Annotated in this window: 21 protein-coding genes and 1 pseudogene; 15 read left to right on the top strand and 7 right to left on the bottom strand. The window is 72.8% G+C overall.

Annotated features, from left to right (window positions below; all coding sequences use genetic code 11):
• The first annotated feature begins 118 nt into the window (after positions 1 to 118).
• Complete coding sequence (locus J7F03_RS11460) at positions 119 to 1,126, top strand: LacI family DNA-binding transcriptional regulator (RefSeq protein WP_214948605.1); 1,008 nt, start codon at positions 119 to 121, stop codon at positions 1,124 to 1,126.
• 61 nt (positions 1,127 to 1,187) lie between these two features.
• A complete protein-coding gene (locus J7F03_RS11455) occupies positions 1,188 to 1,778 on the top strand; it encodes a hypothetical protein (RefSeq protein ID WP_251071757.1) in 591 nt (196 codons plus the stop codon).
• 306 nt (positions 1,779 to 2,084) lie between these two features.
• Here J7F03_RS11455 and J7F03_RS11450 read toward each other — a convergent pair whose 3' ends face one another.
• A complete protein-coding gene (locus J7F03_RS11450) occupies positions 2,085 to 3,050 on the bottom strand; it encodes an alpha/beta hydrolase (protein WP_251071756.1) in 966 nt (321 codons plus the stop codon).
• 312 nt (positions 3,051 to 3,362) lie between these two features.
• Here J7F03_RS11450 and J7F03_RS11445 point away from each other — a divergent pair, with 312 nt between their 5' ends.
• The 9 genes and pseudogenes from J7F03_RS11445 to J7F03_RS11410 all read left to right on the top strand — a co-directional run bounded on the left by J7F03_RS11445 (position 3,363) and on the right by J7F03_RS11410 (position 13,480).
• On the top strand, positions 3,363 to 3,845 hold the full coding sequence (locus J7F03_RS11445) for an ATP-binding protein (protein WP_214948604.1): 483 nt from the start codon (positions 3,363 to 3,365) through the stop codon (positions 3,843 to 3,845).
• A gap of 178 nt (positions 3,846 to 4,023) precedes the next feature.
• Positions 4,024 to 5,694: pseudogene (locus J7F03_RS11440) on the top strand (AMP-binding protein); the annotation flags it as partial.
• Positions 5,695 to 5,781: 87 nt separating this feature from the next.
• Positions 5,782 to 6,231, top strand: coding sequence for an acyl-CoA thioesterase (locus J7F03_RS40965; RefSeq protein ID WP_308379373.1), 450 nt, complete (start codon positions 5,782 to 5,784; stop codon positions 6,229 to 6,231).
• A complete protein-coding gene (locus J7F03_RS11435) occupies positions 6,222 to 8,513 on the top strand; it encodes an FAD-dependent monooxygenase (RefSeq protein WP_214948602.1) in 2,292 nt (763 codons plus the stop codon). The genes J7F03_RS40965 and J7F03_RS11435 overlap by 10 nt, the downstream gene beginning before the upstream one ends.
• A 19-nt stretch (positions 8,514 to 8,532) precedes the next feature.
• Positions 8,533 to 9,552, top strand: coding sequence for a carbon-nitrogen hydrolase family protein (locus tag J7F03_RS11430; RefSeq protein WP_214948601.1), 1,020 nt, complete (start codon positions 8,533 to 8,535; stop codon positions 9,550 to 9,552).
• A complete protein-coding gene (locus J7F03_RS11425; RefSeq protein WP_214948600.1) occupies positions 9,549 to 10,661 on the top strand; it encodes a cupin domain-containing protein in 1,113 nt (370 codons plus the stop codon). The genes J7F03_RS11430 and J7F03_RS11425 overlap by 4 nt, the downstream gene beginning before the upstream one ends.
• 134 nt (positions 10,662 to 10,795) lie before the next feature.
• Positions 10,796 to 11,710, top strand: a complete 915-nt coding sequence (locus tag J7F03_RS11420) for a fumarylacetoacetate hydrolase family protein (protein ID WP_214948599.1) — start codon at positions 10,796 to 10,798, stop codon at positions 11,708 to 11,710.
• Between the two features lie 127 nt (positions 11,711 to 11,837).
• Positions 11,838 to 12,581: an Asp/Glu racemase gene (locus tag J7F03_RS11415; RefSeq protein ID WP_214948660.1), complete on the top strand. Its 744-nt coding sequence runs from the start codon at positions 11,838 to 11,840 to the stop codon at positions 12,579 to 12,581.
• Between the two features lie 65 nt (positions 12,582 to 12,646).
• Positions 12,647 to 13,480 (top strand): PaaX family transcriptional regulator C-terminal domain-containing protein, encoded by an 834-nt coding sequence (locus J7F03_RS11410; RefSeq protein ID WP_214948598.1) that lies wholly within the window; start codon positions 12,647 to 12,649, stop codon positions 13,478 to 13,480.
• A gap of 22 nt (positions 13,481 to 13,502) precedes the next feature.
• Here J7F03_RS11410 and J7F03_RS40960 read toward each other — a convergent pair whose 3' ends face one another.
• Both J7F03_RS40960 and J7F03_RS40955 read right to left on the bottom strand, forming a co-directional pair.
• Positions 13,503 to 13,766 (bottom strand): substrate-binding domain-containing protein, encoded by a 264-nt coding sequence (locus J7F03_RS40960; protein ID WP_374104307.1) that lies wholly within the window; start codon positions 13,764 to 13,766, stop codon positions 13,503 to 13,505.
• On the bottom strand, positions 13,745 to 14,116 hold the full coding sequence (locus J7F03_RS40955; protein ID WP_251071755.1) for a substrate-binding domain-containing protein: 372 nt from the start codon (positions 14,114 to 14,116) through the stop codon (positions 13,745 to 13,747). The genes J7F03_RS40960 and J7F03_RS40955 overlap by 22 nt, the downstream gene beginning before the upstream one ends.
• Here J7F03_RS40955 and J7F03_RS11400 point away from each other — a divergent pair.
• The 4 genes from J7F03_RS11400 (at position 14,115) to J7F03_RS42630 (ending at position 18,222) form a co-directional block, all read left to right on the top strand.
• Positions 14,115 to 14,279: a hypothetical protein gene (locus J7F03_RS11400; protein WP_214948597.1), complete on the top strand. Its 165-nt coding sequence runs from the start codon at positions 14,115 to 14,117 to the stop codon at positions 14,277 to 14,279. The genes J7F03_RS40955 and J7F03_RS11400 overlap by 2 nt on opposite strands.
• 131 nt (positions 14,280 to 14,410) lie before the next feature.
• Positions 14,411 to 15,778, top strand: a complete 1,368-nt coding sequence (locus tag J7F03_RS11395) for a GH1 family beta-glucosidase (protein ID WP_214948596.1) — start codon at positions 14,411 to 14,413, stop codon at positions 15,776 to 15,778.
• The gene (locus J7F03_RS11390) at positions 15,775 to 17,022 is read left to right on the top strand and encodes an MFS transporter (protein WP_214948595.1); all 1,248 of its coding nucleotides are present in this window, start codon (positions 15,775 to 15,777) and stop codon (positions 17,020 to 17,022) included. Before J7F03_RS11395 ends, J7F03_RS11390 begins: the two co-directional genes overlap by 4 nt.
• A gap of 180 nt (positions 17,023 to 17,202) precedes the next feature.
• Positions 17,203 to 18,222, top strand: a complete 1,020-nt coding sequence (locus J7F03_RS42630) for a VanW family protein (RefSeq protein WP_214948594.1) — start codon at positions 17,203 to 17,205, stop codon at positions 18,220 to 18,222.
• Between the two features lie 39 nt (positions 18,223 to 18,261).
• Here J7F03_RS42630 and J7F03_RS11380 read toward each other — a convergent pair whose 3' ends face one another.
• From J7F03_RS11380 to J7F03_RS11365, 4 genes are all read right to left on the bottom strand, one after another.
• A complete protein-coding gene (locus J7F03_RS11380; protein ID WP_214948593.1) occupies positions 18,262 to 18,789 on the bottom strand; it encodes a tetratricopeptide repeat protein in 528 nt (175 codons plus the stop codon).
• A 153-nt stretch (positions 18,790 to 18,942) separates the two neighbouring features.
• Positions 18,943 to 19,914, bottom strand: coding sequence for an NAD(P)-dependent alcohol dehydrogenase (locus tag J7F03_RS11375; protein ID WP_214948592.1), 972 nt, complete (start codon positions 19,912 to 19,914; stop codon positions 18,943 to 18,945).
• Entirely contained in the window at positions 19,911 to 20,141 is a 231-nt protein-coding gene (locus tag J7F03_RS11370) for a helix-turn-helix transcriptional regulator (RefSeq protein ID WP_374104314.1), read from the bottom strand. Before J7F03_RS11370 ends, J7F03_RS11375 begins: the two co-directional genes overlap by 4 nt.
• A complete protein-coding gene (locus tag J7F03_RS11365) occupies positions 20,138 to 20,569 on the bottom strand; it encodes a hypothetical protein (RefSeq protein WP_214948590.1) in 432 nt (143 codons plus the stop codon). Before J7F03_RS11365 ends, J7F03_RS11370 begins: the two co-directional genes overlap by 4 nt.
• Positions 20,570 to 20,694: the final 125 nt, after the last annotated feature.

Genomic DNA, 20,694 nt, shown 5'->3' with positions numbered 1-20,694 from the left:
CCCGGACCCCCCGGGGAGCGCCCCGCACATCCGCGCGGGCCCGCGCTCCCTTGATCTAACTCGTGTAACCTGCGAAGGGAAGGCACCGAGCCGATCAAAAGGAGCGTCGATCGACGTCATGGCCAAAGACACTCCTGTTCCGGCGTCCCCCACCAGCGCCGACGTGGCCCGCCTCGCGGGCGTGTCCCGCGCCACGGTCTCCTTCGTCCTCAACGACACCCAGGGCCACCGCGTCGGCGAAGCCGCCCGGGCCCGCGTCCTCGACGCCGCCCGGCAGCTCGGCTACGTACCGCACGCCGCGGCCCGGTCCTTGCGGGCCGGCCGCAGCAATCTCGTACTGATGCCCTCGTCGATCTCCGCGGTCGGCCGCCTCGTCAGCGACTGGGTCGACGATCTGCACAGCGAGCTCGACCGGCACGGCTACACCGCCGTCCTGCACGCCGGGCGCTTCACCGACCCCCTCGACGCAGCCCGCGCCTGGGCCGAACTGCGTCCGGCGGCCGTAGTCGCCCTCGACGGCGACCGGCTCACCGCGCAGGCGGCCGAGCTGCTGCGGCGCGCCGGGGTCCGCGGGGTGCTCGCCTTCGCGGCCCACCCCGTACCGGGCGTGCACACCATCGGCTTCGACCACGCCCGCATCGGCGCCATCGCCGCCGAGCACCTGATCGCCCGCGGCCGGACCCGTATCGGCGTGGTCATGCCGCAGGAGCGCGGCCTCGCCACCCTCGCCGAACCGCGGCTCGCCGGCGCCGAGTCGGTCGCCGCCCGGCACATGGCCACGGTGACCCCGGTGAAGCTCTCCTACACCCGGGAGTCCGCGACCGCGCTGGCCCGACGCTGGCGGAGCCTCGGCCTGGACTCCGTCTTCGCCTACAACGACGAGTACGCCGCGCTGCTCCTCCACGCGCTGCGGGCCGAGGGCATCGCCGTACCGCAGGACGTGGCCGTCGTGGGCTCCGACGACCTGGTCCTCGCCGCCCTCCAACAGCCGCCGCTCACCTCGATCCGCCTGGAACTGGTCCCGCCCGCGCTGGTCGCGGACGCCGTGCACGAGCTGATCGAGACGGGGACGACGGCGCCCGTGCCCGACGTCGAGGCGGTCCTGGTCCACCGCGAGACCTCGTAGCCGGCAGCCGGTGGCGCGGGCGCGGCTTCCGGCCGGGCCGCCAGTCCTTCATGATCACGTCATGAGTGATTCCGGTTCCGGTGCTTTCGGAGGGTCCACGTGGCTCGGCGGCTTCTACGAGCTGGCGATCGAGGTGGGACCCCGCGACGACGAGCGGCTGCAGAGGGCTCTGACCGCGGTGTGGGCCGCGGCGGACGTCCAGGGGTGCTTCGGCGACGCGCGACGCGCGCCACGGGACCAGGAGCCCGTGGACTTGACGGTCGAGTCCCTGACGAGGTTCGGGCACGTACTGGGGCAGGTCCGGCTGCCGACCGGGCAGGTCGTGGCATGCGGCTGCATGGCGATCCGGGAGGACGAAGCCGACACCGTCGACTGGCTGGACTTCTACCTCCCCGTCGGAGCCCTTCACGACGCGGGCGTCGACATCGACGGCCGCCGGTCCTACAGGTCCGCCGTTCTGGACGACTGGCTCGCCGCCATCGGAGCCGAGGTCTTCCGCGCCGTCGACTTCCACGCCGGGTTCATCGGCTACGAGACCTCCGGCTGCGGCGATGCCGCGAGCCTGGGCGGCGAACTGCCGTCATCCCGCGGCGTCGGCTACCTCCTCCCGCGAGCGGGAGAACTGCGCTACGGCCCCGCCGACGACTCCTGATCAGCGCGCGGAGCGAGTCGCCGGGCCTCGTGCTCACGGCAGGCGACGTGGAGCTCTCGGACCGCGTCGGCGAGGTCCTGGGGCAAGTCCCGCGCCACGTGCGCCGCACGGGACGGAAACAGGCGCACCGCCCCTGAGGCGCTGCCCGGCGAGAGCGACGGCCTTGCCCCCGGCCGGACTCGGGCGGACTCGGGCGGACTCGGGCGGACTCGGGCGGACTGCCGGGAGCGGCCCGACGCCGGCAGTGGGCGCCCCGGTGCCGGGGCGCCCACTGCGGCGGCGGGCCGCTCGGCCGGCTGCGGGGCGTCAGGCGCCCGCGGCCAGGTGGCGGTTGAGGAAGGCGACGCTGTCGGCGACGATCCGCTCGATGTCGGGAGACCCGAGGAAGATGTGGTCGGCGTCTTCCACGGGCGTCAGGGTGACCTCGCCGCCGGCCTTCGCGAGGGCCGCGGCGAGCTGCTCGCTCTGGCTGTAGGGGACCAGCCCGTCCCTGGTTCCGTGGATCAGCAGGAACGGCGGCGGGTCCGAACCCTCTACGGCGTACGTGACCGGGCTCGCGGCCCGCGCCAGCTCCGGGCGTTCGGCGACGGACGCGCCGAGCAGGGCTTCGTACGGGTCGGGGAACTCGGCTCCGGCGGGCATCGCCGGCATCGCCGGCATGGGGTGCTCCGCGAGGGTGACCAGGTCGTGGACCCCGTACCAGTCGACGACGGCTCGTACGGCGGTGTTCCCGGCGCCCACCCCCTGCGCGCCCTCCAGCTCCGCCGCGTCCGGGGTGTCCGCGCCGACGACCCCGGCGAGGGCGGCCAGGTGGCCTCCGGCGGACTCGCCCCAGACCCCGATCCGGTCGGGGTCTATGCCCAGTACGGCGGCGAACTGCCGGACGTAGCGGATCGCGGCCTTCACGTCGTGCAGCTGGGCCGGGAAGGGGGCCTCCAGGCTGTGCCGGTAGTCGATGGAGACGAGCGCCAGGCCCGCCCCCAGCACCGACCCGTGCAGCAGTTGCACGGGCACGGTCGGCGGCGGATAGCGCCGGTCGCCGTCCAGCCAGCCGCCACCGTGGATCCACACCACCGCGGGGAAGGGCCCCTCGCCCGCGGGCACCAGTACGTCGAGCAGCCGCGGGCGGTAGCCGGGCGAGGTCGCGTAGGTGACCCCGTCGAAGCGGCGGACCCCGTCCGCGTCCACCACTGCGGGCACGGGGGTCCGGAACGGCGGGGGCGGCCAGGTCATGTCCGCCAGGTCGATTGCGGTGGGGAGCGGTTGCGTCATTGCGGCCCTTCCAATCTGCTCGGCCCCGGGGGGCCGACGGGTCCGGGTACGGGACGGGTACGGGACGGGTCCCCGGTACGGGTCCAGGTTCGGGTCCAGCCACGGCTACGGCTACCACTAGGGACAAGGCTTCGTAACGTATGTCCGAAATGCTTGCGCGAACCAGGTCGGAGGCTTAGCGTGTTACACGTGTAATCACGACTCTAGCGACGCATTTCCGCAGACCACAAGAGCACGGGCAGTCCCAGTTCCCCACGAGTTACACGAGACACAGCGCGGACGTCGTCGCCTTCCCCCCTCCGGGAGCACGCCATGCCCACCTCCACCCCGCCCCCCAGCCCGCCCGCCGCCGGCCCGGAAGCCCCGGCCGCCCCGGCCGCTTCCCGGGCCCGCGGCTTCGGCCACTGGGCCGCGGAGCCCACGGCGGCGACCGTCCCCCTGATCCGGTCCCACGTCCGCGCCGTGCTCGACGGCTGGCAGATCGCCGCCGAGATCGCGGACGTCCTACTGCTGGCCGTCAGCGAGCTGGTCGGGAACGTCGTCCTGCACGCCGCCGACGCCGGTCTCCTGCGCGTCGGGATCTCGCTGCGGGCGGGCTGGCTCCAGCTGGAGGTCACCGACGGAGCCGCCTCGCTGCCGCGGCTGCCGCACCCCCGCGGCGAGGTCGACCCGGACGCCGAGGACGGGCGCGGCCTGCTGATCGTGCAGCTCATGGCGGCCGAGAGCGGTGGCCGACTCAGCGTCAAAGCAGACGAGTTCGGCAAGTCCGTGCGGGTGCGGGTGCCGGCCGCCTGACGCGCGGCGAAGCGCACACCGGGGCCCCGAAGGGGACCTGGGCGCCGCCGGAGCGGGCGTCGGACGCGACGCCGAGGGGGACGATCGCCCCACAGAAATATCGCGAGGAATTGACGGCCGCCATTTTATCGAGATACTTGCCCCATCTCCCGCTGCTCCCTGATTGAGGTGCCGCCCCATGGAGCTCTCCCCTTCGGCGCATGCCGATACCTTCTGCCGCGACCGGCTTCCGCCGTTCGACCTCTGGCCCGAACTCCACTTCGATCTTCCCGAGTTGGAATACCCGGACCGGCTCAACTGCGCCCACAGCCTCCTCGACGACGCCGTCGAGCGCTGGGGCCCCGACCGCCCCTGCCTGCTGACCCAGGACGAGCGCTGGACGTACGGCGAACTGCTCCACCGTGCCAACCAGGCCGCCCAGGTGCTCACCGAGGACCTGGGCCTGCGCCCCGGGAACCGCGTGCTGCTGCGCGGCCCCAACAACCCCTGGCTCGTCGCCGCCTGGTTCGGCGTGCTCAAGGCGGGCGGTGTGGCCGTCACCACGGTCCCGCTCCTGCGCGCCGCCGAGCTCACCGGGCTGTGCGAGATCAGCCGGCCCGCCGTCGCCCTGTGCGACCACCGCTACCTCGAAGAACTCGAAGCCGCTGCCGCCGCCACCGCGGACGGCGCCGCCTCGACCGGGGCCCCCGGCTTGCGGGTGATCGCGTACGGCGGCCCGGGCGAGGACGATCTCACCGCCCGCTGCGCCGCCAAGGACGGCGTCTTCACCACCGTGGACACCGCCGCGGACGACGTGGCGCTGATCGCCTTCACCTCCGGTACGACCGGGCGGCCCAAGGCGACCCTGCACTTCCACCGGGACGTGCTCGCCAACGCCGACACCTTCTCCCGGCACGTCCTGCGGCCGCGCCCCGACGACGTGTTCACCGGTACCCCGCCGCTCGCGTTCACCTTCGGCCTCGGCGGTCTGGTGGTCTTCCCGCTACGCGTCGGGGCCGCCACCCTGCTCGTCGAGGCGGCGACGCCGGGGCAGCTGGCCGACCTCGTCGCCGCACACGGGGTGACCGTCCTGTTCACCGCGCCCACCGCCTACCGCGCGATCATGGCCGCGGGCGCGGCCGGCCGGCTGGCCGGCCTGCGCCGCTGCGTATCGGCGGGTGAACCGCTGCCCGCCACCGTGTGGGAGGAGTTCCACGCCGCCACCGGGCTGCGCATCATCGACGGCATCGGCGCCACCGAGATGCTGCACGTGTTCATCTCCGCGGCCGACGAGGACATCCGGCCCGGCTCCACCGGCCGGCCCGTCCCCGGCTACCGCGCCGCGGTGGTCGACGAGAGCGGAGCGCCCGTTCCCGACGGGCAGCCCGGGCTGCTCGCCGTCACCGGGCCCACGGGCTGCCGCTATCTGGACGACCCCCGCCAGTCCACGTACGTCCGAGGCGGGTGGAACATCACCGGTGACACCTACATCCGCGATGCCGACGGCTACTTCTGGTACGTGGCCCGCAGCGACGACATGATCGTCTCCTCGGGCTACAACATCGCGGGGCCCGAGGTCGAGAAGGCGCTGACCGGCCATCCGTACGTGGCGGACTGCGGTGTCGTCGGGGTCCCCGACGAACGGCGCGGCATGCTCGTCAAGGCGTACGTGGTACTGCGTGCCGGTGTCCCGGCCGCCCCGGCGACCGTCCGCGAGCTCCAGGACCACGTCAAGGCGGCGATCGCGCCGTTCAAGTACCCGCGTGCCGTGGAGTTCGTCAGCGAGCTCCCCCGTACGGAGACCGGCAAGCTGCGCCGCTCCGAACTCCGCACGCGGGGCGGGGAGCCGGCCGCCGCGCCCGCACCGGGGCCCACGGCGGCCGCGACCGCCGCGACCGCCTCCGCACCGGCTCCGGCCGATGACGGAGGGTGCGCCGCCGGGTGCTCCGAGGCCCGGGTGCCGCACCTGCCCAGCGTCGTCGTCGAACGCCGTGTCGAGTGGACCGACACCGACGCGGCCGGCCACTACCACCACTCCACCGTCGTGCGCTGGGTCGAGGCGGCCGAGGCCGTGCTCCTGCGCCGGCTGGGCCTGTCGCACCTCTTCGGCAGCACGCCCCGCGTCCACTTCGAGGCCGACTACCGGGCCCGGCTCTGGTTCGGCGAGGCCGTGCGGACCGAGCTGCGCATCACCAAGGTCGGCACGAGCTCCCTGCACTACGCCTTCACCGTCCACGGCGAGGAAGGCGCGGAGGCCGCCACCGGCCGCATGGTCATCGCCCACTCCGCCGCCCGCGCCACGGGGACCACCCCCTGGCCGGACGAGGTCCGCGAGGTCCTCACGAAGGCGGGCCGGCAGGCCCCCGAACTGATCGAGAACAACCGAGGAGGCGCCCCGTGCGCATAGCAGTCATCGGAGGCGGGCCGGGCGGCCTGTACTTCGCCGCCCTGGCCAAGCAGCTGTCCCCGCACTGGGAGGTCACCGTCTGGGAGCGCAACGCTCCCGACGACACCTTCGGCTTCGGGGTCGTCTTCTCCGACGAGACCCTCGACGGCATCGCGCAGGCCGATCCCTCGGTCCACGCCGCGATGTCGGCGGAGTTCGCCCGCTGGAGCGACATCGACGTCCGTCACCGCGGCCGGACCCTCACCTCCGGCGGACACGGTTTCGCCGCGCTGGGCCGCCGCCGGCTGCTGGAGATCCTCCAGGAGCGCTGCGCCGCCCTGGAGGTGGACGTCCGCTACCGCACACAGGCTCCTCCGCCGGAGCAACTGGCCGCCGAATACGACCTGGTGGTCGCCTGCGACGGCGTGCGCTCGGCCACCCGGGCCGCCTACGCGGACACCTTCGGCGCCGATCTCGACGAGCGCTCGGGCCGCTACATGTGGCTCGGCACCGACAAGGTCTTCGAGGCCTTCACCTTCATCGTCGAGGAGCGGGACTTCGGCACCCTCCAGGTGCACGCGTACCCGTACGACGACACCCGCTCCACGTTCATCGTCGAGATGGACGAGGAGACGTGGCGGCGCGGCGGCTTCGCGGAGTCCGCCGGCCGCGACCTCGCGCCCGGCGCCAGCGACGAGGAGGGGATCCGCCGCTGCGAGGAGATCCTCGCCGGGCACCTGGACGGCCACCGGCTCATCCCCAACAACTCCAAGTGGCTGCGCTTCACCACCGTGCGCAACCGCACCTGGCGGCACGCCAACACCGTGCTGCTCGGGGACGCCGCGCACACGGCCCACTTCTCCATCGGCTCCGGCACCAAGCTCGCCATGGAAGACGCCCTCGCGCTGGCCGCCTGTCTGCACGAGCACCCCGACGTGCCGAGCGCGCTGGCCGCCTACGAGGACGAGCGCAAGCCGGTCGTGGAGTCCACCCAGCGGGCGGCCCAGGCCAGCCTCGAATGGTTCGAGAACATCGACCGGTACACGGGCCAGGACCCGCACCAGTTCGCCTTCAACCTGCTGACGCGCAGCCGCCGGGTCACCTACGACAACCTGCGCGTGCGCGACGAGGAGTTCACCACCGCCGTCAACGCCTCGGCGCCGGTCCCGCCGATGTTCCGGCCCTTCCGGCTCGGCGGCCTGCGCCTGCGCAACCGGATCGTCGTGCCCCCCATGGCCCTGTCCACGGCCCGCGACGGCGTCCCGGGCGACTTCGACCTGGTCCACCTGGGCACCCAGAGCCTCGGCGGCGCGGCCCTGGTCATCGCCGGCATGACGGCGGTCAGCGCCGGCGGGCGGACCGACGCGGGCTGCCCCGGCCTGTGGACCGACGAGCAGGAGGCCGCCTGGGGGCGGATCACCGGATTCACCCAGGGCCAGTCGGACACCTGCCTCGGCATCCAGCTCACCCACGCCGGCCGCCGGGCGGCCGAGGGACCGCTGCTGGCCGCCTCCGCGCTGCCGTGGGACGAGCGGAGCCCGGTGCCCCGCGAGGCGAGCCGCGCCGATATGGACCTGGTCGTACGGGACTTCGTGCGCGCGGCCGAGCGCGCCGACCGGGCCGGCTTCGACGTCCTGGAACTCCAGTACGGGCACGGTCACTTGATGTCGGGCTTCCTGTCCCCGCTGACCAACCGGCGCACCGACGAGTACGGCGGGGCGGTGGACGGCCGGCTGCGCTTCCCGGTCGAAGTGCTGGGCGCGGTGAGAGCGGTGTGGCCGGCCTCCAAGGCGCTCCTGGTCCGGATCTCGGCCGCCGACTGGGCGCGGGGCGGCCTGGAGGAGGCGGACGCCGTGCACATCGCCCGGGCCCTGGCCGCGGCGGGCGCCGACGCGATCGACGTCTCGACGGGCGAGGTCGTGGCCGACGAGCGGCCCCGCTTCGGCCGCAGCTACCAGACCCCCTACGCCGATCTGATCCGCAACTCCACCGGCGTGCCCACCATCGCCGTCGGCGCGATCTCCACGTACGACGACGTGAACTCGGTGATCCTGGCCGGCCGGGCCGACCTGTGCGCGGTGGGCCGTGCCCAGCTCCACGACCCCCTGTGGACCCTGCACGCGGCCGCGGCCCAGGGGTACCGCGGACCGGCCGCGCCCTGGGCCCGGTCCTGGCGGGCCGGCAGCGCCCGGCCGCCGGCCGCGCGCACCGACCGGGTCGCGCCCCGCCTCGAACTGCTGCGGCAGCCCGCCGCACCGGTGCACCAGCGATGGCTGCCGCGCGTCACCGCGCCGGCCCTCTGAACGGAACGGCCGAGATCCCATGGAGAACCCTCCCCAGCGCGACCTGCCCCGCTTCACCGCTGCCGCCGTACAGGCCGCCCCCGTCTACCTCGACCCCGCCGCAACCGTCGACAAGGCCGTCGCCCTGATCGCCGAAGCGGCCGGGAACGGTGCCGAACTCGTCGTCTTCCCCGAGGCGTTCGTCCCCGGATACCCGTACTGGAACTGGACGATGAACCCGGTCCAGGGCTCGCCCTGGTTCGAGCGCCTGCAGCGCTCCTCCATCGACATCCCCGGCCCGCACGTCGACACCCTGCGCGCGGCGGCCCGTCAGTACGGGATCGTCCTCGTCATCGGCGTCAACGAGCGCGCCCCGCACAGCCTGGGCGTGCTCTACAACACCCTGCTCACCATCGGCCCCGACGGGGAACTGCTCGGTGTGCACCGCAAACTGGTGCCCACCTGGGCCGAGAAGCTCACCTGGACCGGCGGCGACGGCAGTTCGCTGCGGGTCCACCAGAGCGCCATCGGCCCGATCGGCGCCCTGGCCTGTGGGGAGAACACCAACACCCTCGCCCGCTTCGCCCTCCTGGCGCAGGGCGAACTCGTGCACGCAGCCTGCTACATCTCCCTGCCGGTGGCGCCCGCCGACTACGACATGGCCGACGCCATCGCCGTGCGAACCGCCGCGCACAGCTTCGAGGGCAAGGTCTTCTCCGTCGTCGCCTGCTCCACGGTCTCCCCCGAGATCATCGACACCGTGGCCGGGGACGACGAGGAGATCCGGGCCCTGTTCAGCCGGCCGCGCAGCGCCCTGTCGGGCATCTTCGGGCCCGACGGCCGCCCGGTCACGGAGCCGCTCGTGGACGCCGAGGGCATCGTCTACGCCGAGATCGACCTGTCCCGGTGCATCCAGCCCAAGCAGATGCACGACATCACCGGGCACTACAACCGCTTCGACGTCTTCCGCCTCGAAGTCGACAACCGCCCGCGCCCGCCGGTCACTTTCACCGTCCCGCCGTCCGGGCCGCTGCCCGCCACCCTCGAGGAGGAATCATGACCATCGAACAGGACGACACCGCACTCGGCCGCGCCCGGGTCACCGACACCCCCGAACTCACCGCCTACTACGCCGAACTCGAAGCCCTCGAGGCCGGCGCGCTGTGGACCGTGGCCAACGACATCGAGCCCTGGTACCCGCAGCCCAAGTCCGTCCCGGTGCTCTGGCGTTACGAGGAGCTGCGGCCGCTGGTCCACAAGGCCCTCGGCCTCGTCCGGGCCGACGACGCGGGCCGCCGCGTCGTGATGCTGGTCAACCCCGGCCGCAAGGACGTCAGCGCCGCCGCCGGGCTGCTCTACACCGGACTGCAGATCATGGGCCCCGGCGAGGCCATGACCGCCCACCGCCACCAGGCCGCGGCCCTGCGCTTCGTCCACGAGGGCACCGGGGCGTGGACGATCGTGGACGGCCAGAAGCTGAAGGTCGGCCCGCGCGATTTCGCCATCACCCCGAACGGCACCTGGCACGAGCACGGCAACGACGGGACCGACGCCCCGGTGATATGGCAGGACGGCCTGGACATCCCCCTGGTCAACGCCCTGGACGCCGGCTTCTACGAGGTCCACCCCGAGCTGCACCAGCAGCCCGGGAAGGTGGTCAACTCCTCGGTGCTGACCTACGCCGCGAACCTGCTCCCGTACGGCGCCGAGAGGTGGACCCGGCCCTACTCCCCGTTGCTGGCCTACCCGTGGGAGCCGACGTACGAGGCCCTGCTCGGCCTCGCCAAGGCGACCGGGGGCTCCCCGTACGACGGGATCATCGCGGAGTACACCAACCCGGTGACCGGCGGCCCGGTCATGCCCACCATGAGCGCCCACATGCAGCTGCTGCTCCCGGGCCAGGCCACCAAGGCCCACCGTCACACCGGGTCGGTGATCTACACGGCGGCCAAGGGCCGCGGGGTCTCGGTGGTCGCCGGGCAGCGCTTCGAGTGGAAGCAGGGCGACGTCTTCTGCGTCCCGTCCTGGGCCTGGCACGAGCACCACAACCTCGACCCGTCCGAGGACGCCTGCCTGTTCTCCTTCAACGATTTCCCCGTCATGCGCTCCCTCGGCTTCCACCGCGAAGAGGCGTACACGGACAACGGCGGGCACCAGCCCGCCTCCTGAGCCGCGTCGCCGCACCGGAAACCGCCGGCCCTGACACCGGTCCCGGTGCGGCGGCGCACCGGGCGGGGCCGGCCGTCCGCGCCCGGCCCCGCCGCCCGCCCCCCGTCTCACCCACTCTCTTCTAGGAGCCACCGATGCGACTGGTGACGTACACGCCCACCGGAACGACCGACACCGCCGACCGCCTGGGCGCCCAGGTGGACGGCCTGGTGTACGACCTCGCGGCCCTCGCCCGGCACGCGGGCGCCGAGCTGCCCGGCGACCTGCTCTCGTTCGTCCGGGCCGGCGCCGCCGCCCGCGAGATCGCCTCCCTCCTGCTGGAGGGCGGTCCCGCCCACCGGCCCGCCGGGGCCGTCCACCGGCTCGAAGACGTCACCCTGCGTGCCCCGCTGCGCCCGGGCAAGATCATCGGGGTGGGGCTGAACTACGTGGAGCACGTCGAGGAGTCCAGCCGGAGCCTGGACACCGACAAGGACCTGCCCCCGCGCCCGGTGCTCTTCAGCAAGCCCGCCACGGCCGTCACCGGACCCGGAGCGCCGATCCTGCACAACGCCGACCTCACGACGCAGCTGGACTGGGAGTGCGAACTCGCCGTCGTCATCGGGGCCACCGCCTTCCGGGTGACCGAGGAGGAGGCGTACGGCCACATCTTCGGCTACAGCATCGTCAACGACATCAGCGCCCGCGACCAGCGCCGCTCGGGCCAGTGGTTCTTCTCCAAGGGCCAGGACTCCTACGCCCCCTTCGGCCCCGCCGTCGTCACCGCCGACGAGGTCCCGGACCCGATGGCCCTGGACCTCGAACTGCGGGTGAACGGCGTCACCAAGCAGAAGTCCAACACCCGCCACATGCTGTTCCCCATCGCCCGGCTCATCGCCGACATCAGCTCCGGGGTGACCCTGGAGCCCGGAGACGTCATCGCGACCGGCTCCCCCTCGGGCGTCGGGGCCGGCATGGTCCCGCCCGAGTTCCTCGTGCCCGGCGACACCGTCGAAGCCACCGTCGAAATCATCGGCACCCTCGTTAACCCCGTCGTCGACGCCCGCTGATTTCCACTGACCCCGCTGACCCCGCTGACCCCGCTGACCCCGCCGGCCATCGCAACAGAACCGAGGAGTACCCGTGTCGCCCCGTACCTACCGCATCGGCCAGATCGTGCCGAGTTCCAACGTCACCATGGAGACCGAGGTTCCCGCGATCCTGCGCGCCCGCATGGACATCGCGCCCGACGAGCGCTTCACCTTCCACTCCAGCCGCATGCGCATGACCCACGTGACCCCGGAGCAGCTCAGGGCCATGGACGCCGACTCCGACCGCTGCGCCGTGGAACTCTCCGACGCGCGGGTCGACGTACTCGGCTACGCCTGCCTGGTGGCCATCATGAGCATGGGCCTCGGCTACCACCGCACCTCCGAGGAACGCCTGCACACGCGCACCGCGGAGAACGGGGCCCCCGCCCCCGTGGTCACCAGTGCCGGAGCCCTGGTCCACGGGCTGCACACCATGGGCGCCAAGAAGGTGGCCCTTCTGGCCCCCTACATGCGCCCGCTCACGCGGACCGTCGTCGACTACCTCACCCACGAGGGCATCGAAGTCCTCGACTACCAGGCTCTGGAGATCGCGGACAACCTCGACGTCGCCGCCCACGACCCGGCCCGGCTTCCCGGCCTGGCCCGCGCCCTGGACTACGCCGACGCGGACGCGGTCGTCCTGTCGGCCTGCGTACAGATGCCCTCGCTCGGCGCCATCGAGGAGGCAGAGCAGCTGCTCGGCAAGCCGGTCGTCTCCGCGGCCGTCTGCACCGCACACCAGATGCTGCGCGCCCTCGACCTGCCCGCCTTGGCTCCCGGAGCCGGGCACCTCCTCTCGGGCGCGTACGCGCAGGCACCCCTCGCCCAGGGGGCGCCGGCCGGGGAGTGACCGCGGGCGGCCCGGCCGCGCCGCCGCTCGGTAGGATCACCACCGCACACCACGGGAAGGTGATCATGTCCGACAGCCCCCTCAGGCCCAGCTCGTTGATCAGTACGGTCTACGGGGCTTTCGTGCGCGGGAGCGGCGGCTGGATCTCCGTCGCCGACCTGATCACGCTCATGTCGGAGCTCGGCGTGGAGAGCCAGGCGGTGCGCTCCGCCATCTCGCGGCTCAAGAAGAAGGGCGTCCTCGAACCGGAACGCCGCGGAGCCACCGGCTACCGCCTCAGCCCGGCCGTCCACCCCGTCTTCGACGCCGGCGACCGGCGCATCTTCGCCAGCCTCGAACCGGCCGACCTCGCGGACGGCTGGGCCATGGCGGTCTTCTCCGTACCGGAGTCCGAGCGCTCCCACCGCTACCAGCTGCGCACCAGGCTGACCTGGCTCGGCTTCGGCAACATCGCCCCCGGCGTGTGGCTGGCGCCGGGCCGGCTCCTGGAGGACGCGCGGGACATGCTCGTGCGGCTCGGCCTCAGCGAGTACGTCCACCTGTTCGCCGCGGCCGACTATGCGGCGTTCAGCGACCTGCCCGAGGCGGTGAGCTCCTGGTGGGACTTCCCCGCGATCCAGGCCCAGTACGCCACCTTCACCGGCTCATACGCCCCGGTCGCCGCGCGGCTCGCCCAGCAGGCCGGCATCGACGCCGCCGAGGCGTTCCGCCACTACGTGCCGATGCTCACCGAGTGGCGCCGGCTGCCCTACCTCGACCCCGGCCTCCCGGCCGAACTGCTCCCCGCGGACTGGAACGCCGTGGGCGCCCGGCAGGTCTTCCAGCAGTTGCACGAGGTGCTCGCGGGGCCGGGCCTGCGGCACGTACGGGACGTGACGGGCTCCGACGGGGGCAGTTAGCGATCGCCGTGTCGCAGGGGGGTCAGGACGATTCGCGGATCACGAGCTCGTTCGGCATGACCACCGGATCCTTGGGCCCGCCTTCGATCAGGCTCAGGAGCAGCCGCACCGTGGCCGTGGCCTGGTCGGCCATGGGGCTGCGTACGGAGGTGAGCGCCGGTGCGGTGTAGGCGGCGGCCTCGATGTCGTCGAAGCCGACGACGGCCACGTCCTCGGGGACCCGGCGGCCCGCCTCGCGCAGGGTGCGCAGCGCTCCGATCGCCATCAGGTCGTTGGCTGCGAACACCGCGTCCAGCGCGGGTCGTCCTCCAGCAACTGCCGCATGGCCTCGGCCCCGGAGGCCCTGCTGAAGTCGCCCAGTGCCACGATCGAGCGGCGGCCGGTGTCGCGCAGCGCGGCGCGGTAGCCGTCGAGGCGCTCGCGTGCCTCGAAGAGGTCCAGCGGCCCGGTGATGGTGGCGATCCGGCGTCGGCCCCGCTCCAGGAGGTGCCGTACGGCGAGTGCGGCGCCGGCCGCGTTGTCCAGTTCCACGTACGGCACGTCCTGGGCGCACGTCCGGTTGAACGAGGCGGTCGGCAGGCCCGTTCTGGCCAGCGCGGCCGGCAGCGGGTCCGTGCCGTGCAGGGCGACGAGCATGACGCCGTCCACGTGGCCGCCGGCCACGTACTCCATCCACGGCGACTTCTTCAACGCCTGGGACGACACCGCCCTGGGGCAGCGCGTGAAGGACTGCGTCGCCTCGATGGAGAAGGCCGGTTCCGAGCAGCTGGCCCTGCTCGACGCGACACATGCCGGATAGAAGTTGAGGATTGTTCACTTTCCATTGACAGGGCGGGCCCGGGGACCCGAAAGTGCCGTGAACGGCACGCCCGACCGCGCTTCCCCGCACCCTCCCCAGGAAGCCGCGCTCCCCGACCGAAGCGAGTCCGCATGACAGCGCCCGTACCCCAGTTCCCGCCCGGCTTCCTCTGGGGAGTCTCCGCCTCCGCCTTCCAGATCGAGGGCTCCCCCACGGCCGACGGCCGAGGCCCGTCCTCCTGGGACGCCTTCACCCGGGAGCAGGGGCGCGTCAAGGACGGCTCGCACGCGGAGGTGGCCACCGACCACTACCGCCGCTACCGCGAGGACGTGGCGCTGATGGGCGGGCTCGGCGTCGACGCCTACCGGTTCTCGGTCTCCTGGTCCCGCGTCCTGCCCGACGGCCACGGGACCGTCAACCGGGCGGGGCTGGACTTCTACGACCGGCTCGTCGACGAGCTGTGCGCCGCGGGGATCGCCCCGGTGCCCACCCTCTTCCACTGGGACACCCCGCTCGCCCTGGAGGAGCGGGGCGGCTGGCTGGAACGCGACACCGCCGAGCGGTTCGCGGCGTACGCCTCGGTGGTCGCGGAGCGCCTCGCCGACCGCGTGCCCATGTGGATCACCATCAACGAGCCCGCCGAGGTCACCCTCCTCGGTTACGGCCTCGGCGAACACGCCCCGGGCAAGCAGCTCGTCTTCGACGCCCTTCCCGCCGCCCACCACCAGCTCCTGGCCCACGGGTTGGGCGTACAGGCCCTGCGCGCGGCGGGTGCCCGCCGGATCGGGATAGCCGCCTCGCACAGCCCCGTCTGGGCCGCCGGCGAGAGCGAAGAGGACCGCGCCGCCGCCGAGTTGTACGACACGCTCACCAACCACCTCTTCGCCGACCCGATCCTGACCGGCGCCTACCCGGACGGGCTGGACTCCCTCCTGCCCGGCCCGGTGGCGGAGGACCTCAAGACGATCTCCGCCCCGCTGGACTGGTACGGGGTCAACTACTACAACCCGATGCTCGTCGGCGCCCCGGCGCCGGCCGGCGGCTCCGCCTTCGGCGGGATCGAGATCCCCTCCGGCCTTCCCTTCGCCATCCGGCAGATCGAGGGGTACGAACGCACCGACTTCGACTGGCCGGTGGTCCCGGACGGACTGCGCGAACTGATCGCGACCCTGCGCGAACGCTACGGCGACCGGCTGCCGCCCCTGTACATCACGGAGAACGGCTGCTCGTACGGCGACGGGCCGGACCCGGGCACGGGCCGGATCGAGGACGCGCGCCGGATCGCCTACCACGAGGGCCACGTGCGCGCCCTGCACCAGGCGATGGCCGAGGGGGCCGACGTCCGCGGCTACTTCATCTGGTCGATCCTCGACAACTTCGAGTGGGCGGAGGGATACCGGCAGCGGTTCGGGCTCGTCCACGTCGACTACGAGACGCTGGCGCGCACGCCCAAGGAGTCGTACGCCTGGTACCGCGACCTGATCAAGAGCGGCAGATGACCGCCGAGCCGAAGGCCGCGGAAGCCGCGGAGACCGGCGCCCCGCCCGGCGGCCGGTGGGTGAGCGCGCTGTCCCTCGCCAACCTCGGGGTCTGGGTCGGGTGGTTCGGCCCGCTGCAACTGCTCCTCGCACGCCAGGCCGAGCACCTCACCCCCGACCACAAGGCGTCCACGCTCGCCATCGTGACGGGATTGGGCGCGGCCGTCTCGATGGTCGCCAACCCCGTCTTCGGGGCCCTGTCCGACCGTACGACGGCGCGCGCGGGCCGCCGTATCCCCTGGGTGGTCGCCGGGGTGGCGGGCGGGGCCGCCGGCCTGGTGGTCCTGTCCCTGGCGCAGAGCGTCACGGCCGTGATCGCGGGCTGGTGCCTGGTCCAGCTCGCCCTCAACGCGGCCTTCGCCGCACTCACCGCGGCCGTCCCCGACCAGGTCCCGCCCCGGCAGCGGGGCCTGGTCGGCGGCTGGCTCGGCGTCTCCCAGATCGTCGGCATCCTGGTCGGCACGGCGCTGGCCACGGTCGCGGGCGGGATCACCGCCGGCTATCTGGCCTGCGCGGCCTTCTCGGTGCTCGCGGCCGTGCCGTACGTTCTGATGCGGCGCGACCGCGTGCTCGCCCCGGCCGCCAGGCCGGCCTTCCGGTGGCGGACCTTCCTCGCGGGCTTCTGGATCGATCCGCGCCGCCATCCCGACTTCGGCTGGGCCTGGCTGACCCGGTTCCTGATGAACCTGTCGTACTCCATCAGCACGATGTACCTGCTCTACTACCTGACCGACGCCGTGCGCTACGAGGGCGACGCGGGCACCGGCGTGCTGATCCTCACCGCCCTCAACGCGCTCACCCTGCTCTGCACGGTGGTGATCGGCGGCATCCGCTCGGACCGCAGCGGCCGCCGGAAGTCCTACGTCATCCGGTCGGGGCTGGTCATCGCCGCGGCCACCGTGCTGCTCGCCGTCTGGCAGACCTGGACCGGCGCGGTCGTCGCCTCGCTGATCCTCGGCCTCGGCTTCGGCGTGTACACCGCGGTGGACTTCGCCCTGCTCACGGACGTGCTGCCGACCGCGGAGGACCGGGGCAGGGACCTGGGTGTCATCAACATCGCCAACGCGCTGCCACAGGTGCTGGCCCCGGTGATCGCGGCCCCGGTCGTCACCCACCTCGGCGGGTACACCGTGCTGTACGGGCTCGCGGGCGGGCTGGCCCTCGCGGGATCATTGCTCGTGCGCCGGATCCGCTCGGTTCCGTAAGCGAAGCGTGACGGCCTGAGTGCGCTCCGGGGTCTCCGCCACCCGGGCCTCTCGTGAGAACCGGCACATTCTTGACCCTTTTCGCCGGATTTGATCCAAGATTGTCTCCGGTTCTGGCGCCTTCCGGTTTTCGAGCGGGCGCCGGGCACCGGACCGGGTTCCAGAGCGACAGGGAGAGACATGCGACGCGCACACGGCCGTACGGCCACCACGCGGATCGCCCTGATATCGGCGGCCACGGCCGCCGTACTCGGCCTCGGCGGACTCCAGGCCGGTTCCGCGGCCGCCGAGGGCCGGACCCCGGCGGACCGTACGGCGGCCGCCGGGGCCGCGACCGAGGCCACCGCCGGGCACAAGGCGCTCTCCTCCTTCACCGTCGCCTTTCCTGCCGCGCCGTACCGCACCCACAACATCGCCCGCGCCGTGGAGCTGATCAACGGCGCCGTGGTCCAGCCGGGCGAGATCTGGAGCTTCAACCAGGCGGTCGGCGAGCGGACCGAGGAGAACGGCTTCGTCGACGGCATCATGATCAATGACGGCCGGTACGTGAAGTCGCCCGGCGGCGGCGTCTCGGCGGTCGCGACGACGATGTTCAACGCCATGTTCTTCGCGGGCCTGAAGCCGGTGGAGTACGGGGCCCACTCCTTCTACATCGAGCGGTACCCCGAGGGCCGCGAGGCCACCGTCGCCTGGGGCACCCTCGACCTGCGCTGGCAGAACGACTCCGGCCACCCCGTCACCGTCCGGGCCTCGTCCACCGGCACCTCGGTGACCGTCACCCTGCTCGGAACCAAGAAGTACGACGAGATCAAGGCGACCAAGGGCCCCCGCACCCACATCACGCCGCCGGGCAAGCTCACGGCCACCGGCCCCACCTGCGAGGCGCAGACCCCGCTGGAAGGCTTCGACGTCTCCGTCGACCGCGTCTTCCTCCAGGGCGGCCACGAGGTGGGCCGGGAGACGTTCCGGACCCACTACACCCCGCGCGACGAGGTCACCTGCGTCCCCGAGTCCCCCACGGCCACGCCCGGCGCGACCGCACCGGCCGGCTCCGGCGCGTCGGCCACGCCCGTCGCCCCCGGCACGCCGGCCGCGCCCACTTCGCCGACCACGCCCGCCACGCCCACCGCGTCCGGCACCCAGGGCGCCCCCGCGAGCCCGGCCGCCACATCCGCCGCACCCTTCCCGAACCTCGGCTGAGGGGCCCGGGCCCGGCGGGAGCGCGGGCTCAACCTGCCGTCACGAAGCTTCCGGCAGCCGCTCCAGACGCCCCCGTACCCCGCGCGCCCGGCCCGAGTCACCGGCCCGCTCGAAAGCCGGGAGCGCCCTCTCCCAGCAGGCCCCGGCCTCGGCCAGGGCGCCCTGGTCGGCGTGCGCGTCGCCGAGGCCGACGAGCGTGAGCGACTCGCCGTACACGTCCCCGAGCTGCTTCTGCAGGGCTACAGCACGCCGGTACGCCTCGGCCGCCTCCGCCGGACGGCGGGCCTTGCGCAGTACGTCGCCCCTGATCCGCAAGCCGATGGCCAGGCTGAGCTCCGCCTCCCGGCCCGTTTTCCTGCGGTGGATCTCCAGGGCCCGGCGGAAGTAGTGGATCGCACCGGTCGGCTGTCCGGTCCTCACCCCGTGGTTCCCGATGCCGTTGAGCATCCATGCCGCCGCCCGCTCGTCCCCGTCGGACGTGGCGGCGGCGAGTCCGGCACGGTGGGTGGAGAGCCAGTCGTCGAACGAGCCGAGCCTGACGTACGACCAGAGGGCCGCCGCCGTCATCCAGGCGGCCGCGTGCAGAGCGGACTCGTGGACCAGGGAGACGCTGGCGACCAGCAGCTCGTGTTCCCTTTCGCACCAGGCGCGGGCCTCCTCGTAGGAGGAGAAGGCGACCGGCCGCGCCCGCTCCTGCTCCGCCTGGACCGTCTGCTGGACTCAGGGGGTGATCAGGATCTTTCCGCGCGCCTCGCCCCGGTGGAGCCGGTCGATCGCTTCGGGGGCGTCGGCCAGCCGGCAGGTGCGCTGGACGGCCGGGGACAGGGTGCCGTCCTCGACGTGCCCCTTGAGGACTTCGAGGTCGGACTGGCGCTCGGCGGAGATGAAGCCCTTGAGGCCGTGGCGCACGAAGGGGTTCAGCAGCGCGGCGCGCAGGACCCGGTCGACGCCGCCGAGCCAGCGGCCGCCGCCCTCGCCGCCGATGAGGACGAGCGTTCCGCGCGGGGTCAGGGCGCGCCTGAGGTGGGACAGGGTGCGGTTGCCGGCGGTGTCGAGGATGAGGTCGTAGTGACGGACGCCGTCGGCGAACTCCTCGCGCGTGTAGTCGATGACCTCGTCCGCGCCGAGCGAGCGCACCAGCTCCGTCTTCGTGGTGCTGCACACCCCGGTGACGTGCGCACCGTAGGCCTTGGCCAGTTGCACCGCGAAGGTGCCGACCCCGCCCGCGGCGCCGATGACCAGCACCCGCTGGCCGGGCCGCACGCGTCCCGCGTCGCGGAGCGCTTGGAGCGCGGTGAGGCCGGACATGGGGAGCGCGGCCGCCTCCTCCAGCGGGAGGCCGGCGGGCTTGTGCGCGAGCTTGTCCTGCCGGGCGCTCGCGTAATCGGCGAAGGAGCCCTCGCAGATGCCGAAGACCTCGTCCCCCGGGCGGAAGGCGGTCACGCCCTCGCCGACCGATTCGACGACGCCGGCGACCTCCCGGCCGCGTACGGGGACCTTGGGCGCGCGCAGTCCGAATCCCATGAGCCGCAGCAGGTAGGGCCGGCCGCTCATCAGGTGCCAGACACCGGCGTCCACGGCGGCGGCCCGGACGGCTATGAGCACCTCGCCCCTGCCCGGCTTCGGAGTCTCGACGTCCCTCAACTCCAGTACGTCACTGGAGCCGTACGTGTCCTGCACGATCGCCTTCACGGCGCCGTCCCTTCCTCGTCCGCGTACTGGAATACCTGTTCGAGCAGCACCGCGAAGACGCGGGCGATCCTGAACGCCGTCTCGAGCGAGGGCGAGTAGCGGCCCTTCTCGATGGCGATGACGGTCTGCCGGGTCACGCCGATGCGCTCCGCCAGCTCCGCCTGGGTCATCTCCGCATGCTCGAAGCGCAGGGTCCTGATCCGGTTCGTGATGCCGGTCGGCTTCACCACGACTGGAACCCCCAGCGGTAGGCGGCGAGCTTCACGACGGAACCGAGCACCGCCGAGAGGACGAAGCCGAGGTAGATCGCGTTGGAGATCCAGAAGCGGTCCGCGCCGGCCATCGACAGGATCAGCGCCGCCACGGCGCCGACGACGAGGAAGGACTGCCCGGCGTGCTCGCCGAGGCGGCCGATCTCCTTGTCCCGCTGGTCCTTGACGTCGGCCTCGCCGGGCGAGGCCGCCGCCACCGCGATGTTGAGGAGGATCGCGGCCACGATGGCTCCGCCGACCGCCCAGAGCAGGGGTGCGATGTACGGGACCTCCACGAGGGGAACGCCGTCACCGGCCCTGCCCAGCACGAGGGCCAGGTAGACCGCGTACCCGGCGACCGCGACTACCCCCATGATCCACGCGCGCTTCTCTTCGAAGGCCACACTCGCTCCTATGTAAAACAACTTTGACATGAGGAATGTAAAAGGATCCATACCCGATGTCAATGATTTCTTACATCAGTAGCGGGCGGTGGCGTCCGCCACCGGGTCGCGGCCCGATACTGATC

It is taken from the genome of Streptomyces sp. ISL-43, from assembly GCF_018614195.1.
In the GTDB taxonomy this organism is placed as follows: domain Bacteria; phylum Actinomycetota; class Actinomycetes; order Streptomycetales; family Streptomycetaceae; genus Streptomyces.
The sequence above is the reverse complement of the archived record's forward strand: the minus strand, read 5'-3'. Positions and strand labels throughout refer to the sequence as shown.

What these genes read in the sequence shown, in the direction of transcription:
- J7F03_RS11445 (WP_214948604.1), top strand. Translation starts at nt 3,363, where the DNA reads ATGCCCACCTCCACCCCGCCCCCCAGCCCGCCCGCCGCCGGCCCGGAA.
- J7F03_RS11410 (WP_214948598.1), top strand. Translation starts at nt 12,647, where the DNA reads ATGTCCGACAGCCCCCTCAGGCCCAGCTCGTTGATCAGTACGGTCTAC.
- J7F03_RS11390 (WP_214948595.1), top strand. Translation starts at nt 15,775, where the DNA reads ATGACCGCCGAGCCGAAGGCCGCGGAAGCCGCGGAGACCGGCGCCCCG.
- J7F03_RS11430 (WP_214948601.1), top strand. Translation starts at nt 8,533, where the DNA reads ATGGAGAACCCTCCCCAGCGCGACCTGCCCCGCTTCACCGCTGCCGCC.
- J7F03_RS11460 (WP_214948605.1), top strand. Translation starts at nt 119, where the DNA reads ATGGCCAAAGACACTCCTGTTCCGGCGTCCCCCACCAGCGCCGACGTG.
- J7F03_RS11450 (WP_251071756.1), bottom strand. Translation starts at nt 3,050, where the DNA reads ATGACGCAACCGCTCCCCACCGCAATCGACCTGGCGGACATGACCTGG.
- J7F03_RS11400 (WP_214948597.1), top strand. Translation starts at nt 14,115, where the DNA reads ATGACGCCGTCCACGTGGCCGCCGGCCACGTACTCCATCCACGGCGAC.
- J7F03_RS11380 (WP_214948593.1), bottom strand. Translation starts at nt 18,789, where the DNA reads ATGACGGCGGCGGCCCTCTGGTCGTACGTCAGGCTCGGCTCGTTCGAC.
- J7F03_RS42630 (WP_214948594.1), top strand. Translation starts at nt 17,203, where the DNA reads ATGCGACGCGCACACGGCCGTACGGCCACCACGCGGATCGCCCTGATA.
- J7F03_RS11425 (WP_214948600.1), top strand. Translation starts at nt 9,549, where the DNA reads ATGACCATCGAACAGGACGACACCGCACTCGGCCGCGCCCGGGTCACC.
- J7F03_RS11395 (WP_214948596.1), top strand. Translation starts at nt 14,411, where the DNA reads ATGACAGCGCCCGTACCCCAGTTCCCGCCCGGCTTCCTCTGGGGAGTC.
- J7F03_RS11420 (WP_214948599.1), top strand. Translation starts at nt 10,796, where the DNA reads ATGCGACTGGTGACGTACACGCCCACCGGAACGACCGACACCGCCGAC.
- J7F03_RS11455 (WP_251071757.1), top strand. Translation starts at nt 1,188, where the DNA reads ATGAGTGATTCCGGTTCCGGTGCTTTCGGAGGGTCCACGTGGCTCGGC.
- J7F03_RS40955 (WP_251071755.1), bottom strand. Translation starts at nt 14,116, where the DNA reads ATGCTCGTCGCCCTGCACGGCACGGACCCGCTGCCGGCCGCGCTGGCC.
- J7F03_RS11415 (WP_214948660.1), top strand. Translation starts at nt 11,838, where the DNA reads ATGGAGACCGAGGTTCCCGCGATCCTGCGCGCCCGCATGGACATCGCG.